Source organism: Streptomyces phyllanthi (assembly GCF_009377205.1).
GTDB lineage: Bacteria > Actinomycetota > Actinomycetes > Streptomycetales > Streptomycetaceae > Streptomyces > Streptomyces phyllanthi.
In genome coordinates this window covers 1-24710 of the sequence record NZ_VJZE01000044.1, presented here as the reverse complement: position 1 = coordinate 24710, position 24710 = coordinate 1, and the positions used below count along the sequence as shown (strand labels likewise).

Sequence of the window (24710 nt, the reverse complement as noted above, 5' to 3'; positions counted from 1 at the left end):
CGCCGATGTCCGACGCGACGACCACCGACCTGTACGAAGTGACCATGGCCATGTCCTACCTGCGCGAGGGAATGACCGGGCCCGCGACGTTCAGCCTCTTCGTCCGTGACCTGCCTCCCGAGCGTGGCTTCCTGGTCGCCGCGGGGCTGGAGTCGGCCCTGGACTACCTGTCCGGCCTTCATGTCGGCTCCGAGGACGTCGACGCCTTCGCTTCCGCGCTGAACCGTCCGCGGCAGGAGCTGCAGCCCCTGTTCGGCCTGGAGTTCACGGGCGACGTTCGCGCGGTGCCGGAGGGGCGGATCGTCCTCGCGGGGGAGCCCCTGCTGGAGGTGACAGCGCCTCTTCCGCAGGCCCAGCTGGCCGAGACGTACGTGCTCAACCAGCTCAGCCATCAGACGGCGATCGCCTCCAAGGCCGCACGGTGCGTACTCGCGGCAGCCGGGCATCCGGTCGTGGACTTCTCCCTGCGCCGCACCCATGGCCCCCAGGCCGGTCACCAGGCCGCCCGTCTGAGCGCGATGGTGGGCTTCGCCGGGACCAGCAATGTCGCCGCGGCCACCGCCGAAGGCGTGCCCGCGGTCGGCACGATGGCCCACTCGTTCGTGGAGGCGTTTCCGACCGAGGAGGAGGCCTTCCGCGCCTTCGCCCGCGCCCACCCCGGCCCGGTGACGTTCCTGGTGGACACCTACGACACCGAGGCCGGCGTCCACATCGCAGCACGCGTACTGCGAGACCTCGAGCACGCGGCCCGCGGGCCCGGCTCGGCGGTCCGGCTCGACAGCGGCGACCTCGGAGCCCTGGCGGTGCGGGCGCGCGCCATCCTCGACGCCGCCGGTCTGCCCGACGTGGGGATCGTCGCGAGTGGCGGTCTCGACGAGTACGCCGTGGACGAGCTGGTCCGCTCCGGTGCGCCGATCGACACCTACGCCGTCGGCACCCGCGTCGGGGTCTCGGCCGACGCCCCGTATCTGGACTCCGCCTACAAGATGGTGGAATACGACGGCCGCCCGGTGATGAAGCTCTCCTCGGCGAAAGTGACCGCACCCGGCTCGAAGCAGGTGTTCCGTCGTACCGGCTACGCCGACGTGACAGGTCTCGCCGGCGAGCAGCCGCCTGACGGCGGCCGGCCGTTGCTGGAGACGGTGATGCGGCACGGACGGCGCACCAGCGCGAGGCCCCCGCTGGACGAGTGCCGGGAAAGATTCGCCGCGGACCTGGCCGGGCTGCCACCGGCAGCCCGGCTGATCCGAGCCCCCGTGCCGCCGCGGGCGAAGGCCTCCGAACGACTGACCGCTCTCACGAACCGGGTCCGGCACCGCATCGAGGAAGAGACACACGCCCCCGCCGCGCGGCCCCGGAGCCCGGAGCGAAGCACATCCGGATCGCACCGTTCCGCAGGGTGAGGAGGAAAGTGATGCCGCAGATCGTGGAGTGGAAGGTTCGCCTCCACCTCTTCGAGGACGAGAGGGCGACGAAGGCGCGTGTGGTGCTGGAGACCGGCGATACGGCGCTCACGGGCCACGGAGTCGCTCACCGGAACCCGGTGGACCCGGACGTGCCGAAGATCGGAGACGAACTGGCAGCCGGCAGGGCCATGCGCGACCTCGCCCGGCAGTTGCTGGACGACGCCGAACGCGACATCGAAGCCAAGGGCGCGCCCGCGACTGGGCCGAGCCCTCACCAGGAGGTCGCCGGGTGGCCCATGTGAGCGCGACCACGCGGTCCGGCTTCGGCCTGCGACCCGCACCAGTAGCGTGTCGTCACAGCCGCTCGGGCAGCGGCCAGACCGCCCGTTCGGCCCGTCCCGGGATCAGCGGCTCTCATCCCCGTGCGTCGGCATGTCGCGCGTGGCACGTTGGGTACAGCATCACTCTGAGGAAATGGCGGCGATCATGCGAGCCCACCTCGGCGACCAACTCGTCATCGAAAGCCCGACGACCGGCGCCACCAGGCGCGACGGCGAGATCGTCGGGCTCCACCACACGGATGGGACACCCCCCTACGACGTGCGCTGGTCGGACACGGACGAGGTCACGCTGGTGTTCCCGGGGCCCGACGCGCACATCCGTCACGTCGAGCACGGGCCCGGGGCCAACGGGCCTTCCCGGCGGCCGGACATGGATGAGCCCGGTGCCGCGTCCGGCAGGAACCCGCCCGGCAGGGCACCCAACCCTGGTGACATCGGCCGCCGCGTGGCCACCGAACGCAAACGCCAGGGACTGACCCGGGCGGAGACGGCCCGCCGCGCCAGAATGGCGCCGGAGTACCTGGACTACTTCGAGGAACAGCCGGCCGAGCCGAGCATGGCGACTCTCCTCAACCTGGCCGCCGCTCTGGGCACCAGCGTCGCAGCCCTGCGCGGCAGCGGCATCGATCTGCCGCCCGGTCAAGGGCAGGCCCTCCTCCACCCTCGACTGCGGGACCTCAGCCCGGACGAATGCCGCGCCCGGCTGTCCACCCACGGTGTGGGCCGCGTCGCCGTGTCGACCCCCGACGGCCCGGCGGTCGTCCCGGTGAACTACGAAGTCGTCGACGAGGCGATCGCCTTCCGGACCGCGCCCGACTCCGTGCCCGCGGCGGCCGTGGGTACGGATGTCGCCTTCGAAGTCGATCATCTGGACGAGGCCATGAGCCAGGGCTGGAGCGTGCTCGTTGTCGGCCCCGCGCGCGGTGTCACGGAGCCCGACGCTGTACGACGGCTGGCCGACCGTGCCCACACCGAACCCTGGGCGGGTGGCGGGCGCGACATGTGGGTGTCGATCCAGCCCGAGCGCCTCACCGGCCGCCGTATCAGCCCGGCCGATCAGTGATCCCGCCACAGTCGACCGCCTGACGAAGGGAGGCTCCGGTGATCCGGCAAACACCGTCCGAAGAGCGCGTGGCGGCCTTGGTCCACGACGCCGCCGCGGCCCCGTCGATGCACAACGCTCAGCCGTGGCGCTTCCGTTACTTCCGGGGCAGCCGCACTTTCCAGGTGTACGCGGATCCCGGCCGTGCCATCCCGCACTCCGACCCCGACACCCGCGCTCTCCACCTCGGCTGCGGTGCCGCTCTGCTGAATCTCCGGGTGGCGGTGGTTGACGGGGGCTGGTACCCGGCCGTCCGGCTGCTGCCCGACCCCGCCGATCCGGCGCTGCTGGCGACCGTGCGGCTGACCGGGGCTGCGAGCGGCGAGAGCGACCTGGCCGCGCTGTATCCGGCGATTCATGAGCGGCACAGCAGCCGCTTCCCGTTCGAGGAGACGGAGATCCCCCAGGCGGTACGGGCGGCTCTCGGCGAAGCCGCCCACCGTGAGGGAGCCATGCTGAGCTTTCCCACCGCGTGGCACCTGCAGGAGGTGCTGGAACTGGTCCAGGAAGCCGAGGCGCGCAACATCACCGACCGCGGCAGCGGCCAGGACCTGGAGCAATGGACCCGTGTCGACGCCCCGTCCGTGGACACGGCTCCCGACGGCGTCCCGGACTATGCCTTCGGACCGCGCAAGCGCGGCGGCAAGGCCCCGATGCGCGACTTCGCCGGGCCCAGACCGGTGGCCGACCGTGGCGCCGCCGAGTTCGAGCGGTCCCCTCAGCTGGCCCTCCTCAGCACGGACAACGACCGTCCGGAGGACTGGCTCCGGGCCGGCCAGGCCATGGAACGCGTCCTGCTGCTGGCGACCCTCGAGGGCCTGTCCAGTTCCTTCGCCAGCCAGGCCGTCGAGTGGACCGACCTGCGCTGGCCGCTGCGCGACCCGGTGTCCGGAAGGGGTCACACGCAGATGGTTCTGCGCCTCGGATACGGCCCCAAGGGGCCCAGCACGCCGCGCCGCCCGGTGCCGGACGTACTCGACATCGAGCCCTGAACACGCGACGCACCGCCCGGCAGTCCTTACGTCTCGCCTGCTCCTCCGTCCCTCCGTGATGGCCGACGAGCATCCGCGGTCGGCCCGTTCGGCGCCGCCGGACCTGTTACTCCAGGCCGGCCGGAGCGCCGGTGTCGCCGGGCTCGCCGGGCTCGCCGGTGAGATGGGCCTGGACGTCCACCACGCCCTCCACGGCGCGGATGAGGCGTGCGGCCACGGAAACGAGCGAGGTGTCGCGGATCTGTCCGCGGAGAGTGACGACTCCCTCGTCCACGTTCACATGGATGGCGTGGCTGAACGCGGGGAAGAGGTAGGCGATCACCGTGCGGCGGACCTCCTCCTCGATCTCCTCGTCCGAGCGCAGGAACACCTTCAGCAGGTCGGCACGGCTGATGACGCCCTGCAGCATGCCCTCGTCGTCGATGACGGGGAGCCGTTTGAGGTGCCTCACGGCCATGATCCGCGCGGCCTGGGCCAAGGTGACGTCCGGGTGCACCGTGACCGCGGGGGTACTCATGAGCTGCTCCGCGGTCACCGCTCCCGCCTTGGCGAGGTCGGACAGGCGTTGCCGCTCCTCGTAGGGGCTCATGGCCGTATCGCGGAGCTCCTCCTTGGGCAGCAGGTCGGCCTCGGAGACGACACCGATGACACGTCCCTCGCCCTCCAGGACCGGCAGGGCGCTGACTTTCCACTGCTCCATGGTCCGGACGATCTCCTTGAAGGGCGCGTCGCGTCCGACGGCCACGACCGTCAGGGTCATCACATCGCTCACGACGTGCGGGGTCTCGGGCATGGCAGGCCTCCTCTCTCGCATGGGCCTGCGACATGGGTACACAGTGTGTGATCAAGTGCCGGATCCTCGCCGCACGGCTCACGGACCGCCGCCGCGTCGTTCACCATCAGGCTGCCGATCGTGCCGTGCTTCATCGCCGGCCCCCTCTCGCGGGTGGGGCCCGCTCGCGCCATGTGCCCTGCTCTCACTTCAGCCTCCGGCGAGAAGGCGACGGGCCACCAGGGTCCGACGGGCACGGAAGAGGGCTGACCGGCCCGTATGACTCCACCATCGCCGCAAACCGACGCGGCGGCACCCGTGCCGAAGGTCCCATCAGGGCCGATTCACCTGTCGCGATACCTCCTGGGCGGTGCGACGGTATTGACAGGGGGCGCTCGTGGAGGCCGGAGAGGAAGGCGGTGGGGTGATGGAGCTCCCGCTGGTCGTGGGTGTCGACGGATCGGATTCCAGCCTCCATGCGGTCGACTGGGCGGTCGACGAAGCGGCCCGTCACGGGCTGCCCTTGCGTCTGGTCCACGCCTCCCTGTGGGAGCGTTACGAGGGCCGCCGCCCGACCATCGGTGCGGACCGCCCCGCCGAGGAGGTCATGGCGGAGCACATCGTCGCCTCCGGCGCGGAACGCGCCCGGCTTCGCAGTGCAGAGGTGAAGGTGTCTGGCGAGGTGCTGCCCGACGATGCCGTGTCCGTGCTGCTGAGGGAGGGACATGAGGCGTTTGCCGTGGTCACGGGCTCCCGCGGCCGTGGCGAGCTCGCCGGGCTGATGCTGGGGTCGGTCGGCCTCGGGGTGGCCGCCCGTGCCGTGTGCCCGGTCGTCGTGGTCCGTGGCCCGGAGCAGAACCGGCGGGGAGCCGCCGGGCGGGTGGTGGTCGGGGTCGGCGATTCCACCGAGGGCTCGGGTGCCGTGCGGTTCGCCTTCCGCGAGGCCGAGGTACGCGGATGCGCACTCCACGCCGTACGGGCATGGCGGCGTCCGGTGGGTGAGTCCGCAGACCCCTCGGACGATGCCGCCCGACAGCACCGGGACCGTGCCGACGGGGTCCTGTCCGGCGCGCTGCGCAAAGTCGTGGCTGATCAACAGCCTGTCCATGTGATCCGCGACGTGATCGAGGGCCCGGCCCACAAGGTCCTCGTGAACGCGTCGGCCAACGCCGACCTGCTGGTCGTCGGCGCCTTGCGTCGGCACGGTCACTTCGGTCTGCAGTTGGGCCGGGTGGCCCACGCCCTGCTGCATCACTCCGAGTGCCCGGTCGCTGTCATCCCGCAGCGAGCCTGAACCGCGGCGTCCGCCGCGCTCATGTTCATCCCGTGAAGGGAGAGGGGCGAGGACGGCGAATGTCGCAGTGGACCTGGGAGTACGAGGGCTATGACCCGGAGGGCGAGCGTTTGCGGGAATCCCTGTGCACGCTCGGCAACGGCTACTTCGCCACCCGCGGGGCGGTGCCCGAGAGCAGGGCGAGCGTGGTGCACTGCCCCGGCACCTACGCGGCTGGGTGCTACAACCGCCTGGAGTCGACCGTGGCGGGGCTGCAGGTGGTGAACGAGGACCTGGTCAATCTTCCGAACTGGCTGCTCCTGCGGTTCCGTCCCCGTCCCGCCGACGGATCGGCACGTCCGTGGTTCTCCCCCGACACCTGCGCCGTCCTGGACCACCGGCACACCCTGGATCTGCGGCGTGCGACGCTCACCCGCGCCTTCCGCTACCGGGACGACGGCACGGGCGTGGTGAGTGTGGAGCAGATCCGCGCCGTGCACATGGCGGACCCTCACCTGGCCGTGCTGCGGACCGTGTTCACAGCCGAGGACTGGTCGGGAAAGATCGAGATCGAGTCGGCGATCGACGGCGACGTGATCAACGGCAACGTGCACCGTTACCGCTCTCTCAACCGAAGCCACCTGGCTCACGTACGGACCGGGGCGGCCGGCAGCGACACCGTGTGGATGCACTGCCGCACCAGCACCTCCGACATCGGTATCGCCATGGCGGCCCGCACAGCCTTCACCGGGCAGCTTCCGGCTTCGTCGCGGCTTCAGCCCGCTCGGCGCCGAGCCGCCCACCGCCTGGTGATCCCGATCGCCCCGGGTCGGCCCGTCGTCGTGGACAAGACCGTGGCACTGCACACCTCACGCGATCCGGCGATCAGCAACCCCCTCGAAGCAGCGGTCGACCGGGTGTCCGCGGCCGCCGGCTTCCCGGCCCTGCTGGACTCCCACGCCGCCGCGTGGGCGCGGTTGTGGCGGCGCGCGGACATCCAGGTGCCCGGCGAGGCCGGTCGCGTCCTGCGTCTGCACCTGTTCCACGTCCTGCAGACCCTGTCACCGCACACGGCGGACCTGGACGTGGGCGTGCCCGCCCGCGGGCTGCACGGGGAGGCGTACCGGGGACACGTCTTCTGGGACGAGCTGTTCGTACTGCCGTATCTGAACCTGCACTTCCCGGAGGTCTCCCGCGCTTTGCTGAACTACCGTCACCGGCGCCTCCCGCAGGCCTGCCGGGCGGCCGGCGAGGTGGGCCGGACCGGGGCGATGTACCCGTGGCAGAGCGGAAGCGACGGCCGCGAGGAGACCCAGCAGCTGCATCTCAACCCCCGCTCCGGTCGCTGGCTGCCGGACCACTCCCGGCTCCAGCACCACGTCGGCTCGGCGATCGCGTACAACGTCTGGCGGTACTGCGAAGCCACCGGAGACACCGAGTTCCTGCACACCAAGGGCGCGGAGATGCTGGTGCAGATCGCCCGCTTCTGGGCGGACACCGCGGTCTTCGACCCCGAGCTGGGCCGTTACCGCATCCGCGGAGTGGTCGGCCCCGACGAGTACCACGACAGCTACCCGGGCGCCCCCCGGCCCGGCGTGGACGACAACACCTACACCAACGTCACCGCCACCTGGGTCCTCAGCCGAACCCTGGACCTTCTGCGGCGCCTGCCCGCGTGGCGTCGGCAGGAGTTGTTCGAGCGGGTGAGGCTGGACGGCGACGAAATCCCCCAGTGGGACGAGGTGTCACGGCGGCTGTGGGTGCCCCACCACCAGGGCGTCATCAGCCAGTTCGACGGTTACGGCGACCTCGCCGAGCTCGACTGGGACGCCTACCGCGCGCGGTACGACAGCATCCGGCGCCTCGACCGGATCCTCGAGGCCGAGGGCGACACGGTCAACCGCTACCAAGCCTCCAAGCAGGCCGACGTCCTCATGCTCGGCTACCTGTTCTCGCCCGCCGAGCTGCAGCGGCTGTTCCGCCGTCTCGGGTACGACCTGGACGACGACGTCTGGCGGAAGACCGTCGACCACTACCTGCAGCGCACCAGCCACGGCTCCACCCTCAGCGGCCTCGTCCACGGCTGGGTCCTCGCCCGTGTCAGGCAGGCCGGGGCGTGGAAGTACTGCCAGGAGGCCCTGGAGGCGGACATCGCCGATCTCCAGGGCGGCACGACCGGCGAGGGCATCCACCTCGGCGCCATGGCCGGGACCCTCGACCTGGTCCAGCGTGGTCTGACCGGCCTGGAGACCCGTGAGGACGCCCTGTGGCTGGACCCGGTGCCGCTGCCGGCCCTGTCCGAGTACGGGTTCTCGCTGCGCTACCGCGGCCACTGGGGTGTCAGCGTACGGCTGCAGCGGGGGCAGCTGCGGATCGGTGTACCCGACTCGGAGGAGTCACCGATCCGGGTGGTCCTGACCGACCGGGCCGTCACCATCGCACCGGGAGAGACCTGCGTGCTCGTGCTGCCGACGAGTTGAGCGTCCGGCGGACAGGGCAGGAGTGGCGATGCCGCAGGAGCGCGGGTGGTGAAAGCCGAAGCAGCTTCCCGATACGCGGCGATCCGGTGATCTCCTGCGCCTGACCTCGACTTAGGCTCCGGGACGAGAACCGACTCGGGCGGCAGGAGCGGCTGCCTTCGCCGCCCGGGCGGCAGTGCGGAACAGGGCCCTGGGAGAGATACATGAAGTGGTTGGTCTCGCTGCTCGGGGCCGGGCTCGTCATGGCCGCCCTGCGGGACTTGTTCCACACGCTCTGGCATCCCACCCGCCACGGCGGTCTGAGCCGGCTCATCATGACGACGCTGTGGAGCCTGGCCCGGCGTCTTCGCGCCCGCAGGCGCGTGGTCGGGCTCGTCGGGCCTCTCGCCATGGTGACCGTGGTCGGCATGTGGGCCGTCGTCATCATCCTGGGCTGGGCCACCATCTACTGGCCTCACATGCCCGGGGCGTTCACCTTCGCGCCCGGTTCCAGTGCGGCGCAGCAGTCGGCACTGCTCGACTCCGTCTACCTGTCGCTCGTCATGGTCGCCACCCTTGGGCTGGGGGACATCGCGCCCGCCGACGGCTGGCTCCGCCTGGTCTCGCCGTTCGAAGCCCTGATCGGCTTCGCCCTCCTGACGGCCACGGTCTCCTGGGTACTCGAGATCTATCCCGCGCTGACCCGCCGAAGGGTCCTGGCGATCCGACTGGCCCTCCTCCAGCGCTCGGACCCGTCCGGCCGGCAGCTCGACTCCACGGTGGGTGCCGCGCTGTTGGAGAGCCTGGCCACCGAGGTGGCGCGGGTCCGGATCGACTTCACCCAGTACGCCGAGGCCTACTACTTCCATGACGGGGAGGACCACTCGTCGCTCGCTGCCACGATCGGCTACGCCGTCGCCCTCGCCGAGCGCGGGCAGACGGCCCGGCGGGCAGATGTGCGCCTGACCGCGGACCTGCTCGCCGGCGCGCTGGAAGACCTCGCCACCATCCTCGACCAGCGTTTCCTCCACACCGACGGCACACCGGCGGAAGTCTTCGCGGCATACGCCGCTGACCACGGGCGCGGCCTCGCACAGCCCTGACCACTGCCCGCGGCTGCCCCCGACTCCGCATGGGCCGGCTCGTCGGTCGGCGGGACATGGGCCGCTGAGCCGCGACTCCGCCGGGAGCAGCCGGCCCGCGGCCCCGTCACCGGGCCTCGGTACGGCGGTTCCGGTACCCGTGATCCGCCCGCCGTGGACCTGGCACTGGCTCAGGAGACCGTGGCCCGACGCCAGTTCGGCACCACGACCGTCCACCACTTCCTGTTCGTCCCGCTGACCATCAGCCTGGCCTTCCTGATCGCCGGTCTGCCGACCGCCTGGTCATCGTCACCACCGGACCGGACAGCCGTCGCGGGTCAGCACCGCGGCGGGCGGACGCCGTGGCGTGCACCACAACTGGTGCGTCCGGCCGAAGCGCAGGATCACCTGTGGGAACCTGCCTCCGGTCAGGTGCGTCCGGATCTCCGATCGCAGCAGGGGCAGTTCGAGGGGCTGGGTGTGGAAGGCCGCCACAACCTGGTGGGCCGCCGCGTACAGCAGGACGCGCTGGAGGGCCTGACCCGAGCGCAGCCAGTCGGGGCGCCCGTCGTAGGGGGTGGACAGGACGGCGACGACGCCGGTCCGTCCAGGGCACTTGCGGTACGGGCCGCCGAACCGCCGGGCGCGGCCCAGATAGTCGCGGCCCGCGAGCAGAGTGCGGTCCGGGTGCTGACGGCACGCCTCGGCCGGCACCCCGTCCGGGCCGACGCACCGCCCGACCTCGGCGTCGTGCCCCGGGTCCGCGCGGTGGAGGTCCTCCGCGGTGCGCACCAGGTCCGCGAGCAGCCCGAGTTTCTCCGGTTCGTCGATGACCTGCAGGAAGGCTCCCTCGGCACGGGCATGGTCGCGCAGGTCGTCGATGAGCGTGTCCGGCACCGGGTCGGGGCCGAAGGGTCCGCGGTGGGTGTGCCGGTGGGGTATCGCGCGGGCCATCAGTGTCTCGTCGGGGGTGGCCGGGGCGTATGCCGCGTAGCCCACGTGGGCGAGGAAGGCGGAGTTGCCGGGTTCCGGCAGGAGGTCGACTGCGGGCCGGAAGCCGAGGCGCCGTACGGCCATGCGTACGTTGAACAGGGCCGCCCCGCAGGCGATCACCGCCTCCCGGCCGCCCGGGTCGGTCAGGATCGGCCGGCGCTCGTCGTCCAGGTGCACCTCGAAGCCGTGGTCGTGGCCCTCCTCGACGAAGAACCACGGCTGGCTGTTGTGCGGCGAGGGCGCCAGAGAGGCGGCGCGGGCCAGATGGAGAGCCGCCCGGCCGGGAGCGAGCTGCGACGCGCGGCCGGGACTCTCGTACGACAGGGACATGGCGCATCCACCTTTCGTGAAACTTTCCGGGCCGCGCGGCCCGCTCGGTCCCGGGTCCGGGACCTGCGGCGGTCCCACCGGGCGCCGTGGCGGCGGGACCACGGACATTCGGGCCGCCGAGGCCCGTCAGACGTCGTCGCGGCCCCGCTCTCGGGCGAGCCGTCGAGACCTGCGACAACGGTGCGCACCATGTGTTCTGCCTCCTGAACGGCTATCCGTTTCCAGCGTCGGCTCCGGGAGTACCGACGCTGCAGGGGCCGCAGGTCCCCGGCCGGGACCGCCCGGCCCAACGCCCCCTTGAGAGCGCCGCAGCCGGGGGTCGCCGCCGACGAACGGCAGGCGCGCCCATGCCTGCCCCAGTCCCGACAGCGCCCGCGCCCACGGCCGCCAGGCGATCAGGCGATCAGGCGATCAGGCGATCAGGGCGACTCTCCTGACCTGCACGTCGGCGTTGGGGCCGATCGGCCCGGCCATATGCCCCTTCAGCCCCTGGGCCGTCCTGTTCGCCGGCGGGACGCTGGAGGTGAGCCCCCCGCGTCAGCGGGACCCCGGCGTTCAGCACCGGGCACACCTGAGGAGGGCACCGATGGTTCCTCTCATCCTGATCGGCGCGGCCGTGCTGGGCGCCGGCATGGTGTTCGGCTACAGCTCCTTCGTCGTCGGCCTCACTCTGATGGCCGCCGGCGTCCTCGGCCTCATCGCGTTCATGGCCACACCCGGCATGGTCCGCCGGCCCGGCGAACGGGAGGTCGTCATCGACGAGAGGCACTACATCGGCGACCACGACGACCACCATCACTACCGCTAGTCATCATCACCCGGTTCGAAGGGAGCTCGCTCCATGGCTGCCGAAGCACTGCGCCCGGTCCACCCGGCCCGGTTGACCGCGACTGCCGACCCCCGGCTGTCGCGCTGGCTGTGGCTGGTGAAGTGGCTGCTCGCCCTGCCCCACTACGTCGTCCTCGCCTTCCTGTGGGTGGCGTTCGTCCTGGCGAGCGTGGTGGCCTTGTTCGCCGTGCTCTTCACCGGCCGCTACCCGCGAGCCCTGTTCGACTTCAACACCGGGGTCCTGCGCTGGAACTGGCGTGTGGCCTACTACGCGTACGGTGCTCTGGGCACCGACCGCTATCCGCCGTTCACCCTCGCCGACGTCCCCGACTACCCGGCCCACTGGGATGTGGCGTACCCCGAGCAGCTGTCCCGGGGGCTGGTCCTGGTGAAGTGGTGGCTGCTGGCCGTCCCGCACTACCTGGTGCTGGGCTTCGTCCTGGGCGGCTGGCGCGTGGCCTGGGTCTCCGGCGGGCTCGTTGGGCTGCTGACGCTGTACGCGGGCATCTCTCTTGCCTTCACCGGCCGTTACCCGCGCGGCATCTTCGATCTCGTGATCGGCCTCAACCGCTGGGCACTGCGCGTGGCCGCGTACGCGGCTCTCCTGACCGACGTGTACCCGCCGTTCCGACTCGACCAGGGCGGCGTTGAACCGGAGTCACTGCCATGATCACCGCATTGGTCTCCACCTTCCTGTTCGTGCACGGGCTGATCCATCTGGCCGTCTGGCTGCCGCACGACAGCACCGAGCAGCCGTTCAACCCGCGCCACTCCTGGGCGCTCACAGCGGCGGGGCTGCCCCCGACGTGGGATGGGGGCGCCCCCGGTCATGGGGGTCTCCCCGCTCGAGCGAAGTCGGGAGTGGGGGAAAGCAGGGCTTCGGTCGGACTCGCGTCCGTCACCGCCCTGCTGTACGTCATCGCGGGCGCGGCCGCCGCGGCGCAGAGCGGCGGCTGGTCGACCGCGGCGGTCGTCGCGGCGTCCGTCGGGCTCTTGCTCAAGACCCTTTGGTTCAACCCCTGGCTCTCCCTCGGTGTGCTGCTCGACGCGGGCGTCATCGCCGCTGTGGTGATGAGCTGGCCGGCCTCTCTGTACTGAGCCGCCTCGGGGCAAGGGACCGGTCGGCACAGGCCCGGAGCCACTCGGCCCACGCCTCGCCCGCGCGGTTCGAGGGAAGGTGGGACCAGAAGCAATCCGAGGAGGCAGCCATGTCCGAACACGCCGACGGAATCGTGGTGGGCGTCGACGGGTCGGAGGCGTCCGTGGCCGCGATGCGCTGGGCCGCGGGGCAGGCGCGGGCCCTCGGCACGGAGGTCGTCGTCGTGCACGCCTGGGAACCGGCCACGGCCGGGTTCGCGCCGTACGCACCGGCGTCCGCCTGCCCGACGGTCGCGGAGCAGCGCGCGCGGGCGGCCGAGCTCCTCGCCTCGGCCGTTCACGAGGCCTTCGGTCCGCGCATCGGTCCCGGCCTGCGTGCCGTCGTGGCGGAGGGGCCGCCCGCTCGGGTGCTCCTCCAGCACGCGCGCGGCGCCCTGCTGCTTGCCCTGGGACGCACCGCCCACGGGCAGTGGGAACTGCCGGCCGTCGGCACCGTGGGCCGCGAGTGCCTGCGGCATGCCACGGTGCCGGTGGTGACGGTGCCCGCCCCTGACCGGCGCACCTCACCGCTCAGGGCCGTCGGCCTGTCTTCCGTCGTCCGGAGCGGAGCCGCCTGAGCAAGTCGTAGAACCTGGGGGAACGACCGGCCGCGACGGCGCCGCAGGAGGTCGACGGCACATTGCGGCACGTCCACCGGAGCGCTCGGTGGAAGCCCACGCGGCCCGGACGGGCCGCCCGGCCTCCGAAGGGCCCGAGGAGATCGACGCACATCGAGGTGAGCGCCATGGATGTCCTGGTGGGATACGCGACGGCGCACGGCTCCACCCGCGGTGTCGCCGAACGGCTGGCCGCCGCCCTGGGCCGAGCGGGGCTGAAGGCCGACGTGCGGCCCCTGGAGACCGTCGACGACGCCGACGCGTACGGAGCGTTCGTCCTCGGCAGCGCCGTACACAACCAGAACTGGCTCGACCCGGCGAAGGCCTTCCTGCGCGACAACGGGGACCTGCTGGGCTCTCGCCCCGTGTGGATCTTCAGCGTCGGCATGCCGGGGGCGCTGCGCGGACCGTGGAAGCGGATGGCGCCGATCGAGGCCCCGGTGATCGTCCGGAGTCTGCCGGCCGGTCCGGTGTACCGGAGCCACCGGCTCTTCTCCGGCGTCATCCTCCCGTCCCATCTGCCGCTCGGCGGACGGATCAGGTTCCATCTGCTGGGCGGCCGGTTCGGCGACCACCGCGACTGGGACGCCATCGACGCCTGGGCATCCGAGATCGCCGCGGAACTGCTCCGCGCGTGACGGCTCCCCGCCCCAGCGCGTACGAGACCGCCGGTGCCTGCGGAGAGGCGCCCGAGGCAGTCCTTGAGCTCGGTCTCCACCAGGTCCAGCGCGGGCGCGGTCAGATCGGCGTGCCCCACCGCGACGATCACCGGTCCCGCTCCGTACGTTTCCCGGTCCTGCCGAACATGCCTCAGTCGCGGCCCCGCTCTTCACCGGCACCGGAGTGCGCCGCGCCGCGCCACGGTCTGCCACGTCACGCCCGCGCGGCCGCACTGACCAGCGTCAGAGGGGCCGTTCGGCCCTGACGCGGGCCCCGTCGACCCCTGCCGGGGCGCGTGTCTGCTCGGCGATCCTGGTACTGGAGGGCCCCGCATCAGCGGCGGGGGCACCGACCCGGGGAGGTGTTGGCCGTGCTTCGCCCCGTTGTCGTGGGACTGGACGGTTCGCGTGAGAGCCTCGCTGCAGCCGACTGGGCGGCCCGTGAGGCACTCAGGCGCGGCCTGCCGCTGCGTCTGGTGCACGCCTGGGAGGGCGGGATGTCGCCCGACGAGTCGGAGCTGCCCGAGCTGGAGGCGCCGCGCTACCGGGCGCGGCGGATCCTGCGGGACGCCATGGACCGGCTCAACGAGCGTTGTCCGCAGGTGTACCTGAGCGCCGATCAAGTCCCCCGGCCGGCGGCCGACGCCTTGGTCGCGGCCGGCGACGAGGCCGAGCTGCTGGTCCTGGGCAGCCGGGCCTTCAGCGGCTTCGGCGGATTCATGGCCGGTTCGGTGGCCCTGGCGACGGTGTCCCATGTGGCGCGGCCCGTCGTGCTCGTACGGGGTGACCAGAGGGTCGAGGACGAGCACCAGCCGGACGCCGAGAGCCGGCCGTCGGCGCGCACTCCGTACCGCGCTGTCGTGGTCGGCGTGGATCCGGCGAGTCCGTGTGAGGAACTACTCGGGTTCGCCTTCGAGAGCGCGGCGCTGCGTGCCGCTCCGCTGCGGGTCGTGCACACGTGGCAGCTGCCGTACGTTCCCCATGCGCTGGAGAAGGCGCGCAAGGAGGTCCGGCAGGCCGCCGTGCGGGCGCTGGACGCCGTGCTCGGGCCGTGGCGGGCGAAGTTTCCCTCGGTGGAGGTGCACGAACTGGTCGAGGAGGGGCGTCCGGCGCAGCAGCTTCTGCAGGCGACGCGGGATGCCGGTCTGCCGGCCGTCGGCCGCAGGATCCGCCCGGCCAGGATCGGCGCGCACACCGGTCCTGTCGCGCACGCGGTGATGCACCACGTCCGTTGCCCGGTCGCGATCGTGCCGCACGAGTGAGTCCCGTCCGGGTGAGTCGTCCTTCTCGGTCCGTTTGGAAGGGGCGGGCCGGGAAGGGCTTGCCGAACGCGGGGTCGTCCCGGCACGTCGAGCGGACGGAGACGGCGTCGAACTCGTAGGCGTGTACCAGGCTCGTCGCCTCGGCGCCCAGGTGAAGAACGGGAGGACTCGACGGAAGGAGAAAGCCGTGAGTACGTCACCGACTCCGGATCTGTGGAGGCTGTCCGCCGTTCTTCTGGTGAGTTCCGTGGCGGTCACGTTCGTGGTCAGCGCCGTGCTCGACGTGCTCGCGGCGCGGGCGCGGAATCGCCGCGTCCGTCAGCGGCCGTCGGTCGGGCCGACGAGTGATGTGACGGTGACCGACAAAGCGTCAGCGCTCGAGGACCGGGCCGTCCCCAGCCGGTGACGCCCGGAGCGAGTGCGCCCGTCGAGGCCGCGGTCGCTGGAAAGTCGGGCCGAACGGGCCCTTGAAAGGGCATTGCGGCCCCTGCGCATCAGGCTGCTGCTGCACGACGCTCCAGGTAAGCGTCCAGCCCCATACAGGAGGTGCGCATCATGCTTCGGCACGTCATCGCAGGAGTCGACGGACCGGCGGAGAGTCTGTCAGCAGTGCATTGGGCGGCCAGGGAAGCCCTGCGCCGAGGAGTCTCGCTGAGGATCGTCCACGCATGGCAGTGGCATCCGCGCCCGGCCGCATCCGTTCCCGCGGACAGGACCCAGGGCGAGTGGGCGGAGGAGACCCTGGACCGGGCGGTGGCCGGCGTCCGTGCCGCGCATCCCGGGCTGCAGGTCGTCGACCAGCTGGTGTCCGGCTCCGCGACCGCCGGCCTTCTCGCGGCGGCCAAGGACGCGGAGTTGCTGGTGCTCGGCTCACGCGGTCTCGGTGGTGTCGCGGGGTTCCTGCTCGGTTCGGTGTCCCAACGGGTCGTCGCCAGGTCTTCGCTGCCCGTGGTGCTCGTCCGCGCCGGCGAGACCTTCGCCGGCGAACACCTGCCGGCGGCGGACGGCGTGTCGCCGGAGGAGATACCCGAGTCTCCGTACCGCGATGTCGTGCTCGGGCTGGACACGCGACGCCCCTGCGACGAACTGATCGAGTTCGCCTTCGCGTCCGCCCGACGCTGTGGCGCCCCACTGCACGTGGTCCACGCGTTCAGGGCCGCGTCGGTCGACGGCCCCGAGGGCCGTCGGGCTCCGGCGTTCGGGCCTGAACTGCTCGCGGCACATGAACACACCGTCGTCGCGGCGCTCCGCCCGTGGAGCGAGAAGTTCCCCGAGGTCTCCGTGACCGAGACGGTCGCCGAAGGGCGGGCCGCCACCGAAGTCGTGCGCGCGGCGACCGGGGCCGCCCTTGTCGTCGTGGGACGGCGCGCGCGGGACAGCCGCCTCGGGACCCGCATCGGGCCCGTGGCCCACGCGGTGCTGCACCACGCCGGCTGCCCCGTCGCCGTCGTACCGCACGCGTGAAGCCAACCCGATGGTGCGACCGGCTGCCTGCGGTGGACCACGGAACAGCCGGTATGGAACGGCTCCCCTGGCTGGCCTGACGGGCTGGTGAGTTGCCGCGCGGGAGACGCGGAGGAAGTCGGCACGGCTGATCGGACCGATACGGCGCCCGCCTTCGTCGAAGACGGGCAGCCGCTCGGCTCGGTGGCGCTCCATGACGTGAGCGGCGTCCGCCACCGCCCCGGTCAGGCGTCGGGCGACTCGTCGGTGGTGGTGAGGCGGATGCCGGTGATCAGGTCGGGGCGGATACGGACCGCGTAGTCCATGGTCTGCTGCACCCAGGGGCGCAGCACCGCCTGGTAGCGGGCCAACTCGTGCGGGTCGGTCACCAGGTGGGCGTAGCCGGTGACCACCACGCTCCAGCCGAGATGCGTGTCCGGGTCGATGGCGTCGGCTTCGTACGCCACGACCACGCCCGGGGTGCCGGCCTGGCCGGTGTGCCGGGTCAGGGCTGCGCCCTCGTGAGTACGGATGACGATGTCACCGTCGTCCAGGACGTGGTTGACCGGGCGGACGGTCGGCAGCGCGTGCCGGGTGAAGACGATCCTGCCCAGGGACACACTGCCCAGCAGGCGCAGGGCCTCGTCGCTGTCGAGCTCGACGCTCTGGCGCGGCCCGGTCGGCACGGTTCGGGCGTGGTGGATGGTCATGGCGGACTTCCGGACGGCTCGGTCATCGGTCAGTTACTGCTGTGCGCCTCCGGGCCGCGCGGCAGCGCTGTCACGGCCCGGGCGCCGTCCCGGCAGCCGAAGGGCCGGGACGGCATGTGCGTCGTCCCTTCCAGACGCGAGCGGGTCCCGACCCTGCCACTCGGCGAGAGCCGGTGCCGGGGTCGGGGCTCGATCAGGCCATTGCAACGGCACCCGATCCCTCACACCAGGGCCGTTCGGCCCTTATTCCGCGTCCGGTCGGCCCACGTCCGGCCCAGCCGCGTCCAGTGCACCCGCGTCCGGCCCGCCCGCGTCCGGTCGACGCCGCATCCGGCCGTAATAGGCCGTGCGCATGATGTCCTGCATGTCGTCGAGCATGGGCATCCGCGGGTTGGCCGGCGCGCACTGGTCCTCGTAGGCGTTCAGGGCCTGCTGGGGCAGCGCGTCGAGGAAGGCGGGCTCGTCGACGCCGAGGGACCGGAACGACGGCTCGATCCCCACGGCGTCGCGCAGGCGTTCCACGGCCGCGGCGAGCGACTCCACACCCTCCTCGGGTGTGGCGGCGGGCAGGCCGAGGGTGCGGGCGATGTCCTGGAAGCGTTCGGGGGCCCGGTAGTTCTCGTACTTGGGCCAGCCCGTGAGCTTCGTCGGGACGGTGCCGTTGTAGCGGATGACGTGCGGTAGCAGGACCGCGTTGGTGCGGCCGTGCGCGATGTGGAACGTGGCGCCGAGGGTGTGCGACATGGCGTGGACGATGCCGAGGAAGGCGTTGCCGAAGGCCATGCCCGCGATGGTGCCGGCGTTGTGCATCTTCTCGCGCGCCTCCGGGCTGCCGGTGCGGTCGTTCACCGCCGCTTCGAGGTGGTCGAAGATCAGCCGGATCGCGTGCAGCGCGAGACCGTCGGTGAAGTCGTTCGCGTAGACGGACACGTACGCCTCGATGGCGTGGGTGAGGGCGTCGAAGCCGCTGTCGGCGGCCAGGGCCGGGGGCAGCTCGGTGGTGAGCAGCGGGTCCACGATCGCCACGCTCGGAGTGAGGGCGTAGTCGGCCAGCGGGTACTTCTTGCCCGTCGCGGGGTCGGAGATCACCGCGAAGGGGGTGACCTCCGCGCCGGTGCCGGAGGTGGTCGGCACGCACACCAGGCGGGCGCGGCTGCCCAGCGTCGGGAAGCGGAAGGCACGCTTGCGGATGTCGGAGAACTTGTGCCGCATGTCGGCGAAGTCGATGTCAGGGTGCTCGTACAGCAGCCACATCACCTTCGCCGCGTCCATGGGTGAACCGCCGCCGAGCGCGATGATCGTGTCCGGGCGGAAGTCCCGCATGAGGCGGGCACCGCGCTGCACGGAGTCGATGCTGGGTTCCGGTTCGACGTTGTCGATGATCTGCAGCGTCACGGGCTCGGGACGGCGCTTGAGGACACGGTCGACCCGGTCGACGAAACCGAGGCGGGTCATGGTCGCGTCGGTGACGACGGTGACGCGGTGGACGTCCGGCATGGACTGCAGGTAGCGGATGGCCTGCGGCTCGAAGTAGATCTTCGGCGGGACCTTGAACCACTGGAGGTTGTTGCGGCGGGTGCCGACCCGCTTGACGTTCAGCAGCTGGGCGGCGGAGACGTTGTTGGACACCGACGTGCTGCCCCACGAGCCGCAGCCCAGCGTCAGCGACGGCAGCAGGCCGTTGTAGATGCCGCCGATCGCGCCCTGCGAGGAGGGCGAGTTGACGATGACACGGACGGTCTTCATCCGTCGGCCGTACGCCTCGGCGAGCTCGCGGTCCTCGGTGTGGATGACCGAGCTGTGCCCCTGGCCGTGGAAGGCGACCATGTCGGCGGCCAGGTCGAAGCCCTGCTGCTCGGAACCGGCGTGCAGTACGGCGAGCACCGGGCAGAGCTTCTCGCGGGTCAGTGGCTCGTCCGGGCCGACCCGCTCGGCCTCGACCAGGATGATCGAGGTGTCGGCGGGGACCGTGAACCCGGCCTGTTCCGCGATCCACGCCGGACTCTGCCCGACGGCCGCGGAGTTGACCTTGGGCTCGCAGCCGCCGCCCGCCGTCGTGCCGGCCGGGAAGAGGAAGGCCTCCAGCTTCGCCTTCTCCTCGGCGGTCGCCACGTAGGCGTGCAGGGCGCGGAACTCGGACAGCGCCTGGTCGTAGATCTCGTCGTCCAGGATGACGGCCTGCTCGGAGGCGCAGATCATGCCGTTGTCGAACGACTTGGACAGCACCAGGTCGTTGACGGCCCGGACCAGCTTGGCGCTCCTGTGCACGTACGCGGGGACGTTGCCGGCGCCGACTCCGAGGGCGGGCTTGCCCGCCGAGTAGGCGGCCTTGACCATGGCGTTGCCGCCGGTGGCGAGGATCAGCGCGACGCCGGGGTGGTGCATCAGCGTGTGGGTCGCCTCGACGGACGGGCGCTCGATCCACTGGACGCAGTGTGCCGGGGCGCCCGCGGCGATGGCCGCGTCCCGCACGATGCGGGCGGCCTCCACGCTGCACCGCTGGGCGGAGGGGTGGAAGGCGAAGACGACCGGGTTGCGGGTCTTCAGCGCCATGAGGGCCTTGAAGACCGTGGTCGAGGTCGGGTTGGTGACCGGCGTGATCGCGCACACCACGCCGACCGGCTCGGCGATCTCCACCATGTCGTCGATGTCGTCGCGGGCTATGACCCCGACCGTCTTCATCCTGCCCATGCTGTGCGTGACGTGCTCGCACGCGAACATGTTCTTCGCGGCCTTGTCCTCGAAGACCCCTCGGCCGGTCTCGTCCACGGCGAGCCGGGCCAGCGCGGTGTGCTGGTCCAGGGCGGCGACCGATGCCTTCTTGACGATGTGGTCGACCTGCTCCTGGGTCAGCGCCTCGTAGTCGGCCAGCGCCTTCAGCCCGTTCGTGACCAGCCGGTCCACGGCGATCGCGGTGTCGGAGGGCCCGCCCCGGGAGTCCTGCGGGGCAGCGGTCCGGTTGCGGTCGTCCTTACGGGCCATGGAAATGCGCCTCCTTGACGGGTATGCCGAAGCCGCGGCTCCGGCGTTCGTGGAGGGAGCGGCACCGCGGGGGATCGGTACCGCTCCCAGGACAACGGTCTATCGGCGGGGCGCTCGCTCCCAGGTGCCGAGAGCCCCCCTTCGGGGCCGACCGGCCCGGAGATCCAGGGCCGGTCGGCCCGGTCGGCCCGGTCGGCCCCTGGGCCATCGGGGCCACCAGGGCCCTCCGAGGCCTCCACGGCTCCACGGCTCCACGGCTCCACGGCCGGCGACACCCGGAGCGGCCACCGGGAGCCGGACCTCACCTGCTGTCGCTGCCCTCGGTGTCCGGGAGCGCCGCCCGGCCCGCCTCCAGACGGGCTATCGGGACACGGAACGGGGAGCAGGAGACATAGTCCAGTCCCGCGCCGTGGAAGAAGTGCACCGAGTCCGGGTCGCCGCCGTGCTCGCCGCACACGCCGATCTTCAGGTCGGGCCGGGCGGCGCGGCCCTCGGCCACGGCGATCTCCACCAGCCGGCCGACGCCGTCGCGGTCGATCGTCTCGAACGGGGAGACCTTGAAGATGCCCTTGTCGAGATAGGCGGAGAAGAACGCCGCCTCGACGTCGTCGCGGGAGAAGCCCCACGTGGTCTGCGTGAGGTCATTGGTTCCGAAGGAGAAGAACGCGGCCTCACGCGCGATCCGGCCGGCGGTCAGCGCGGCCCTGGGCAGCTCGATCATCGTGCCGACCGGACAGTCGACGGCGATGCCGGTCTCCGCGGAGACCTCGGCCAGGACCCGCTCCACCTCCGCGCGGACGATGTGGAGTTCCTCGACCGCGTCGATGAGCGGCACCATGATCTCGGCCTTGGGGTCCCCACCCGCTCGCTTGCGCTCCGCGACCGCTTCGGCGATGGCCCGAACCTGCATGGCGACCAGTCCCGGGACCACCAGGCCGAGGCGTACGCCGCGCAGGCCGAGCATCGGGTTCTCCTCGTGCATCCTGTTCACGGCCTCCAGCAGCTCCGCGTCGTGCGGGTCCGGCGCGTCGCCGTGCGCCTCCGTGGCCGCGACGCGCACCGCCAGTTCGGTGCGGTCCGGCAGGAACTCGTGCAGTGGCGGATCGAGGAGGCGGATCGTCACCGGCAGGCCGTCCATCGCGGCGAGGATCTCGATGAAGTCCTGCCGCTGGAGCGGCAGCAGCCCGTCGAGGGCCCGGTCCCGCTCGGCGTCCGTGCGGGCCAGGATCATCGCCTCGACCAGCTTCCGGCGCTCGCCGAGGAACATGTGCTCGGTACGGCACAGCCCGATGCCCTCGGCACCGAACCGGCGGGCGCGGGCCGCGTCCTCGGGGGTGTCCGCGTTGGCCCGCACGCCCAGTCGCCGTACGGAGTCGGCCTGTCCCATGGCGCGGGCCACGGCGTCGACCAGCCCGGCCGACCGCTCGCCCTGCTCGCCGGTCTCGAAGTACCGCATGACCGCCGAGTCGACCAGCGGCAGCGAGCCGAGACGGACGGCGCCCTCCGAGCCGTCGACGGAGATGACGGTGCCCTCCTCGACGGTGACGCCGTTCGCGGTGAAGCGTCGCGCGACGGGATCGACGGAGAGCTGCTCGGCCCCGCAGACGCACACCTTGCCCATGCCGCGGGCGACCACGGCCGCGTGGCTGGTCTTGCCGCCACGGCTGGTCAGGACCGCCTGGGCGGCGACCATGCCGGGCAGGTCGTCGGGGTTGGTCTCCTGCCGTACGAGGACGACCTTCTCCCCCGCCGCGGCGCGCCGCACCGCCTCCGCGGAGTCGAAGACCGCGGCCCCCACGGCGGCCCCCGGCGAGGCCGGAAGGCCGTGCGCCAACGGGGCACCGAGCCCCGAGGTGTCGAAGCGGGGGAACATCAGCCGGGCGAGCCCTTCGCCGTTCACCCGGGCCAGCGCCTCGGCGGGACTGATCAGGTTCTCGTCGACCAGTTCGGCGGCGATGGCGAACGCGGCCTCCGCGGTCCGCTTGCCCACGCGGGTCTGGAGCATCCACAGCCTGCCGCGCTCGATGGTGAACTCGATGTCGCACAGGTCGCGGTAGTGGTTCTCCAGGGTCCGCATGTGCCCGCACAGTTGCTGGTACGACTCCGGGTCGAGCCGCTGGAGTTCGTCGAGCGGGACGGTGTTGCGGATGCCGGCGACGACGTCCTCGCCCTGCGCGTTGGACAGATAGTCCCCGTAGACGCCGGGCCGTCCGGTGGCCGGGTCGCGGGTGAAGGCGACACCGCTGCCGGAGTCGGCGCCGAGGTTGCCGAAGACCATGGTCTGGACGTTGACGGCGGTGCCCAGGTCGTCGGGGATGTGCTCGCGCCTGCGGTAGACGCGGGCGCGCTCGGCGTTCCAGGACTCGAAGACGGCGAGGACCGCCCGGCGCAGCTGCTCGGCCGGGGACTGGGGGAAGTACTCGCCTGTCTCCTGGCGGATCAGCTCCTTGTAGGCCTCGACGAGTCCGGCCAGATCGCTCGCGTCCAGGCCCAGGTCGTCACCGACGCCGCGGGCCTCCTTGAGGCCGGCCATGACGTTCTCGAACAGCGCGCTGTCGACGCCCATGACGGTACTGCCGAACATCTGCACAAGACGGCGGTAGGAGTCCCAGGCGAAGCGTTCGTTCCCGGAGGCCTTGGCCAGCCCCAGCACGGAGTCGTCGTTCAGACCGATGTCGAGGATCGTCTCCATCATGCCGGGCATGGAGAAACGGGCCCCCGAGCGGACGGACAGCAGCAGCGGATCGTCCGGCTGCCCCAGCCGCCGCCCGGCCGCCTGCTCCAGGACGGTCAGGTGACCGGAGATCTCGCGGGCCAGGCCGTCCGGCTCCGAGCCGGTGGCCAGGAACGCCCGGCAGGCCTCGGTGGTGACGGTGAAGCCGGGCGGCACCGGCAGACCCATCCGGGTCATCTCGGCGAGGTTGGCGCCCTTGCCGCCGAGGAGGCCGGCCATGTCCCGGCCGCCTTCGGTGAAGTCGTACACGTATCGGGGCATGGCCTGTATCCCTACTTCTCTCGGGTCTTCCCTCGGGCCTTGTCGTGCGTTGTGCGTGACGCGTCGCGCATGTCGCGCTTCGTGCGCGTGACGCGTCGCGCAAGTCGCGCTTCGGTGCGCGTGACGCGTCGTGTTCGTCTCAGTCGTGGGGTACGACGGCGACGGGCGCGGTGGCGTGGTGGATCACTCCGTGGGTGACGGGACCGATACGCATGCCGAGGGCCGGCCGGTGCGTCTTGCGGCCGACGACCACCAGTGCGGCGTTACGGGCGGCCTGGAGGACGACTTCCGCGGCGGCCGCGAGCTCGATCCTGTGGACCACCTCGACCTGCGGACAGCGCTCCCGCCAGGGCGCGAGGGCTTCCAGGAGCTCCTTCTCGACCCGGGCCTCCATACCGCCGTCCTCGTCGCCCATGAGCACGGCCCCGGGGTTGTACGCGAACACCGGCGGACGGCTCCAGGCGTGCACGACGCGCAGCGTTGCCCCACGGGCGGCCGCGACGGCGAAGGCAAACCTCAGCAGTTCCTCGGCGGGTTCGCCCCGGTCCTGGATTCCGACGACCACTTCGCCGCCGTCCTCGTCGGCTGCTGGGGCGCCCTCAAGTGCCTCGGGCTCGTGCGCGCGTACGAGCACCACGGGAACGCGCGCCCGGGCGAGCACGTGCTGGCCGACGGACCCGAGGAGGAAGCCGGCGACGGCTCCGTGCCCGCGCGAGCCCAGCACCAGCGTCTCAGCGCCCTCCGCACTCTCCAGCAGCGCCCGGGGCGCAAGGTCGGACACCTGCTCGACGGCGACCGGCAGATCCGGATACTTCGCCACGAGATCCCGCCTGGCCTCGTTCAGCAGCTGCTGCGCCCACTGCTTCTGGGCTTCCGACTCCTGGGCCGAGGGAACGTCGACCGGCCGCCAGATCCAGGCGGTGACCAGGCGCAGCGGCAAACCGCGACGCCGGGCCTCGCGGGCTGCCCAGTCAACAGCGGCGCGGCTCTCGGCGGAACCGTCGAAGCCGACGACGATGGGGGAAAGCATGGGGGACACCTCCGTATCCGGTCACGTCCTGTGCGGGCCTCGGCACACCCGCCGGCCCGGGAGGTCCGGTGGATCCCCGCGGCGCTGCCTCAGCACGTCCACACGAATCCACCGGTCCCCCCACTCCGATCGTCGCGACGATCCGGTCCGCGTGCCCAGGGGCCGCTGGTCCCCTCCCACGGCCACTAGGCCCTGTCGTTTGGATCATCCCGGCGTCGCCGGGCCCTCCGGCCGGAACCCGGTCGGCCCCTCCACCGCCTTGCCGCGGTCCCTCGTCGGCCTGCCGGCCCACCCAGC

21 protein-coding genes and 1 pseudogene are annotated in these 24710 nt (G+C 71.8%); 16 read left to right on the top strand and 6 right to left on the bottom strand.

What is annotated here, in order from left to right; translation table 11 throughout:
• Positions 1–5: 5 nt before the first annotated feature.
• The 4 genes from FNH04_RS09635 to FNH04_RS09620 all read left to right on the top strand — a co-directional run bounded on the left by FNH04_RS09635 (position 6) and on the right by FNH04_RS09620 (position 3841).
• Positions 6–1403: a nicotinate phosphoribosyltransferase gene (locus FNH04_RS09635; RefSeq protein WP_152782353.1), complete on the top strand. Its 1398-nt coding sequence runs from the start codon at positions 6–8 to the stop codon at positions 1401–1403.
• Between the two features lie 11 nt (positions 1404–1414).
• Positions 1415–1708, top strand: coding sequence for a DUF1876 domain-containing protein (locus FNH04_RS09630; RefSeq protein ID WP_152782351.1), 294 nt, complete (start codon positions 1415–1417; stop codon positions 1706–1708).
• Between the two features lie 184 nt (positions 1709–1892).
• On the top strand, positions 1893–2810 hold the full coding sequence (locus FNH04_RS09625) for a DUF1918 domain-containing protein (protein WP_152782374.1): 918 nt from the start codon (positions 1893–1895) through the stop codon (positions 2808–2810).
• Positions 2811–2848: 38 nt separating this feature from the next.
• Positions 2849–3841 carry an Acg family FMN-binding oxidoreductase gene (locus FNH04_RS09620; protein ID WP_386573734.1) on the top strand — a complete coding sequence of 331 codons (993 nt, stop codon included), beginning with the start codon at positions 2849–2851 and terminating at the stop codon, positions 3839–3841.
• 106 nt (positions 3842–3947) lie between these two features.
• Here FNH04_RS09620 and FNH04_RS09615 read toward each other — a convergent pair whose 3' ends face one another.
• On the bottom strand, positions 3948–4634 hold the full coding sequence (locus FNH04_RS09615; protein ID WP_152782349.1) for a CBS domain-containing protein: 687 nt from the start codon (positions 4632–4634) through the stop codon (positions 3948–3950).
• 406 nt (positions 4635–5040) lie between these two features.
• On the opposite strand from FNH04_RS09615, the gene FNH04_RS09610 reads away from it, so the two are divergent.
• The 4 genes and pseudogenes from FNH04_RS09610 to FNH04_RS09595 form a co-directional block, all read left to right on the top strand.
• On the top strand, positions 5041–5907 hold the full coding sequence (locus FNH04_RS09610) for a universal stress protein (protein WP_152782370.1): 867 nt from the start codon (positions 5041–5043) through the stop codon (positions 5905–5907).
• 59 nt (positions 5908–5966) lie between these two features.
• Complete coding sequence (locus FNH04_RS09605) at positions 5967–8366, top strand: glycoside hydrolase family 65 protein (protein ID WP_152782347.1); 2400 nt, start codon at positions 5967–5969, stop codon at positions 8364–8366.
• 203 nt (positions 8367–8569) lie between these two features.
• Positions 8570–9448 (top strand): potassium channel family protein, encoded by an 879-nt coding sequence (locus tag FNH04_RS09600; protein ID WP_152782345.1) that lies wholly within the window; start codon positions 8570–8572, stop codon positions 9446–9448.
• A gap of 153 nt (positions 9449–9601) precedes the next feature.
• Positions 9602–9739 (top strand): annotated as a pseudogene (locus FNH04_RS09595) (cytochrome ubiquinol oxidase subunit I); the annotation flags it as partial.
• On the opposite strand, the gene FNH04_RS09590 reads toward FNH04_RS09595, so the two are convergent.
• The gene (locus tag FNH04_RS09590) at positions 9737–10750 is read right to left on the bottom strand and encodes an Acg family FMN-binding oxidoreductase (protein WP_152782343.1); all 1014 of its coding nucleotides are present in this window, start codon (positions 10748–10750) and stop codon (positions 9737–9739) included. The pseudogene FNH04_RS09595 and the gene FNH04_RS09590 sit on opposite strands and share 3 nt — an antisense overlap.
• Before the next feature lie 586 nt (positions 10751–11336).
• Between FNH04_RS09590 and FNH04_RS09585 the strand changes: the two genes are divergently transcribed.
• From FNH04_RS09585 to FNH04_RS09550, 8 genes are all read left to right on the top strand, one after another.
• Entirely contained in the window at positions 11337–11558 is a 222-nt protein-coding gene (locus FNH04_RS09585) for a hypothetical protein (RefSeq protein ID WP_152782341.1), read from the top strand.
• Positions 11559–11591: 33 nt separating this feature from the next.
• A complete protein-coding gene (locus tag FNH04_RS09580) occupies positions 11592–12248 on the top strand; it encodes a DUF4389 domain-containing protein (RefSeq protein ID WP_152782338.1) in 657 nt (218 codons plus the stop codon).
• Positions 12245–12676 carry a hypothetical protein gene (locus FNH04_RS09575; protein ID WP_152782336.1) on the top strand — a complete coding sequence of 144 codons (432 nt, stop codon included), beginning with the start codon at positions 12245–12247 and terminating at the stop codon, positions 12674–12676. The genes FNH04_RS09580 and FNH04_RS09575 overlap by 4 nt, the downstream gene beginning before the upstream one ends.
• Positions 12677–12786: 110 nt before the next feature.
• Positions 12787–13293, top strand: coding sequence for a universal stress protein (locus tag FNH04_RS09570; protein WP_152782334.1), 507 nt, complete (start codon positions 12787–12789; stop codon positions 13291–13293).
• A 167-nt stretch (positions 13294–13460) separates the two neighbouring features.
• Positions 13461–13970: a flavodoxin domain-containing protein gene (locus FNH04_RS09565; RefSeq protein WP_152782332.1), complete on the top strand. Its 510-nt coding sequence runs from the start codon at positions 13461–13463 to the stop codon at positions 13968–13970.
• Between the two features lie 392 nt (positions 13971–14362).
• Entirely contained in the window at positions 14363–15253 is an 891-nt protein-coding gene (locus tag FNH04_RS09560; RefSeq protein ID WP_322722816.1) for a universal stress protein, read from the top strand.
• A gap of 187 nt (positions 15254–15440) precedes the next feature.
• A complete protein-coding gene (locus FNH04_RS09555) occupies positions 15441–15659 on the top strand; it encodes a hypothetical protein (RefSeq protein ID WP_152782328.1) in 219 nt (72 codons plus the stop codon).
• Positions 15660–15808: 149 nt separating this feature from the next.
• Complete coding sequence (locus FNH04_RS09550; protein WP_152782326.1) at positions 15809–16717, top strand: universal stress protein; 909 nt, start codon at positions 15809–15811, stop codon at positions 16715–16717.
• A 224-nt stretch (positions 16718–16941) separates the two neighbouring features.
• Here FNH04_RS09550 and FNH04_RS09540 read toward each other — a convergent pair whose 3' ends face one another.
• The 4 genes from FNH04_RS09540 to FNH04_RS09525 form a co-directional block, all read right to left on the bottom strand.
• Positions 16942–17406 (bottom strand): pyridoxamine 5'-phosphate oxidase family protein, encoded by a 465-nt coding sequence (locus FNH04_RS09540; protein ID WP_152782324.1) that lies wholly within the window; start codon positions 17404–17406, stop codon positions 16942–16944.
• Positions 17407–17649: 243 nt separating this feature from the next.
• Positions 17650–20388: a bifunctional acetaldehyde-CoA/alcohol dehydrogenase gene (gene adhE / locus FNH04_RS09535; protein ID WP_152782322.1), complete on the bottom strand. Its 2739-nt coding sequence runs from the start codon at positions 20386–20388 to the stop codon at positions 17650–17652.
• 301 nt (positions 20389–20689) lie between these two features.
• Complete coding sequence (ppdK, locus tag FNH04_RS09530) at positions 20690–23383, bottom strand: pyruvate, phosphate dikinase (RefSeq protein WP_152782320.1); 2694 nt, start codon at positions 23381–23383, stop codon at positions 20690–20692.
• A gap of 139 nt (positions 23384–23522) precedes the next feature.
• Positions 23523–24413: a universal stress protein gene (locus tag FNH04_RS09525; protein WP_152782318.1), complete on the bottom strand. Its 891-nt coding sequence runs from the start codon at positions 24411–24413 to the stop codon at positions 23523–23525.
• Positions 24414–24710 lie beyond the last annotated feature (297 nt).

What these genes read in the sequence shown, in the direction of transcription:
- FNH04_RS09635 (WP_152782353.1), top strand. Translation starts at nt 6, where the DNA reads ATGTCCGACGCGACGACCACCGACCTGTACGAAGTGACCATGGCCATG.
- FNH04_RS09630 (WP_152782351.1), top strand. Translation starts at nt 1,415, where the DNA reads ATGCCGCAGATCGTGGAGTGGAAGGTTCGCCTCCACCTCTTCGAGGAC.
- FNH04_RS09625 (WP_152782374.1), top strand. Translation starts at nt 1,893, where the DNA reads ATGCGAGCCCACCTCGGCGACCAACTCGTCATCGAAAGCCCGACGACC.
- FNH04_RS09615 (WP_152782349.1), bottom strand. Translation starts at nt 4,634, where the DNA reads ATGCCCGAGACCCCGCACGTCGTGAGCGATGTGATGACCCTGACGGTC.
- FNH04_RS09610 (WP_152782370.1), top strand. Translation starts at nt 5,041, where the DNA reads ATGGAGCTCCCGCTGGTCGTGGGTGTCGACGGATCGGATTCCAGCCTC.
- FNH04_RS09605 (WP_152782347.1), top strand. Translation starts at nt 5,967, where the DNA reads ATGTCGCAGTGGACCTGGGAGTACGAGGGCTATGACCCGGAGGGCGAG.
- FNH04_RS09600 (WP_152782345.1), top strand. Translation starts at nt 8,570, where the DNA reads ATGAAGTGGTTGGTCTCGCTGCTCGGGGCCGGGCTCGTCATGGCCGCC.
- FNH04_RS09590 (WP_152782343.1), bottom strand. Translation starts at nt 10,750, where the DNA reads ATGTCCCTGTCGTACGAGAGTCCCGGCCGCGCGTCGCAGCTCGCTCCC.
- FNH04_RS09585 (WP_152782341.1), top strand. Translation starts at nt 11,337, where the DNA reads ATGGTTCCTCTCATCCTGATCGGCGCGGCCGTGCTGGGCGCCGGCATG.
- FNH04_RS09580 (WP_152782338.1), top strand. Translation starts at nt 11,592, where the DNA reads ATGGCTGCCGAAGCACTGCGCCCGGTCCACCCGGCCCGGTTGACCGCG.
- FNH04_RS09575 (WP_152782336.1), top strand. Translation starts at nt 12,245, where the DNA reads ATGATCACCGCATTGGTCTCCACCTTCCTGTTCGTGCACGGGCTGATC.
- FNH04_RS09570 (WP_152782334.1), top strand. Translation starts at nt 12,787, where the DNA reads ATGTCCGAACACGCCGACGGAATCGTGGTGGGCGTCGACGGGTCGGAG.
- FNH04_RS09565 (WP_152782332.1), top strand. Translation starts at nt 13,461, where the DNA reads ATGGATGTCCTGGTGGGATACGCGACGGCGCACGGCTCCACCCGCGGT.
- FNH04_RS09550 (WP_152782326.1), top strand. Translation starts at nt 15,809, where the DNA reads ATGCTTCGGCACGTCATCGCAGGAGTCGACGGACCGGCGGAGAGTCTG.
- FNH04_RS09540 (WP_152782324.1), bottom strand. Translation starts at nt 17,406, where the DNA reads ATGACCATCCACCACGCCCGAACCGTGCCGACCGGGCCGCGCCAGAGC.
- adhE (WP_152782322.1), bottom strand. Translation starts at nt 20,388, where the DNA reads ATGGCCCGTAAGGACGACCGCAACCGGACCGCTGCCCCGCAGGACTCC.
- ppdK (WP_152782320.1), bottom strand. Translation starts at nt 23,383, where the DNA reads ATGCCCCGATACGTGTACGACTTCACCGAAGGCGGCCGGGACATGGCC.
- FNH04_RS09525 (WP_152782318.1), bottom strand. Translation starts at nt 24,413, where the DNA reads ATGCTTTCCCCCATCGTCGTCGGCTTCGACGGTTCCGCCGAGAGCCGC.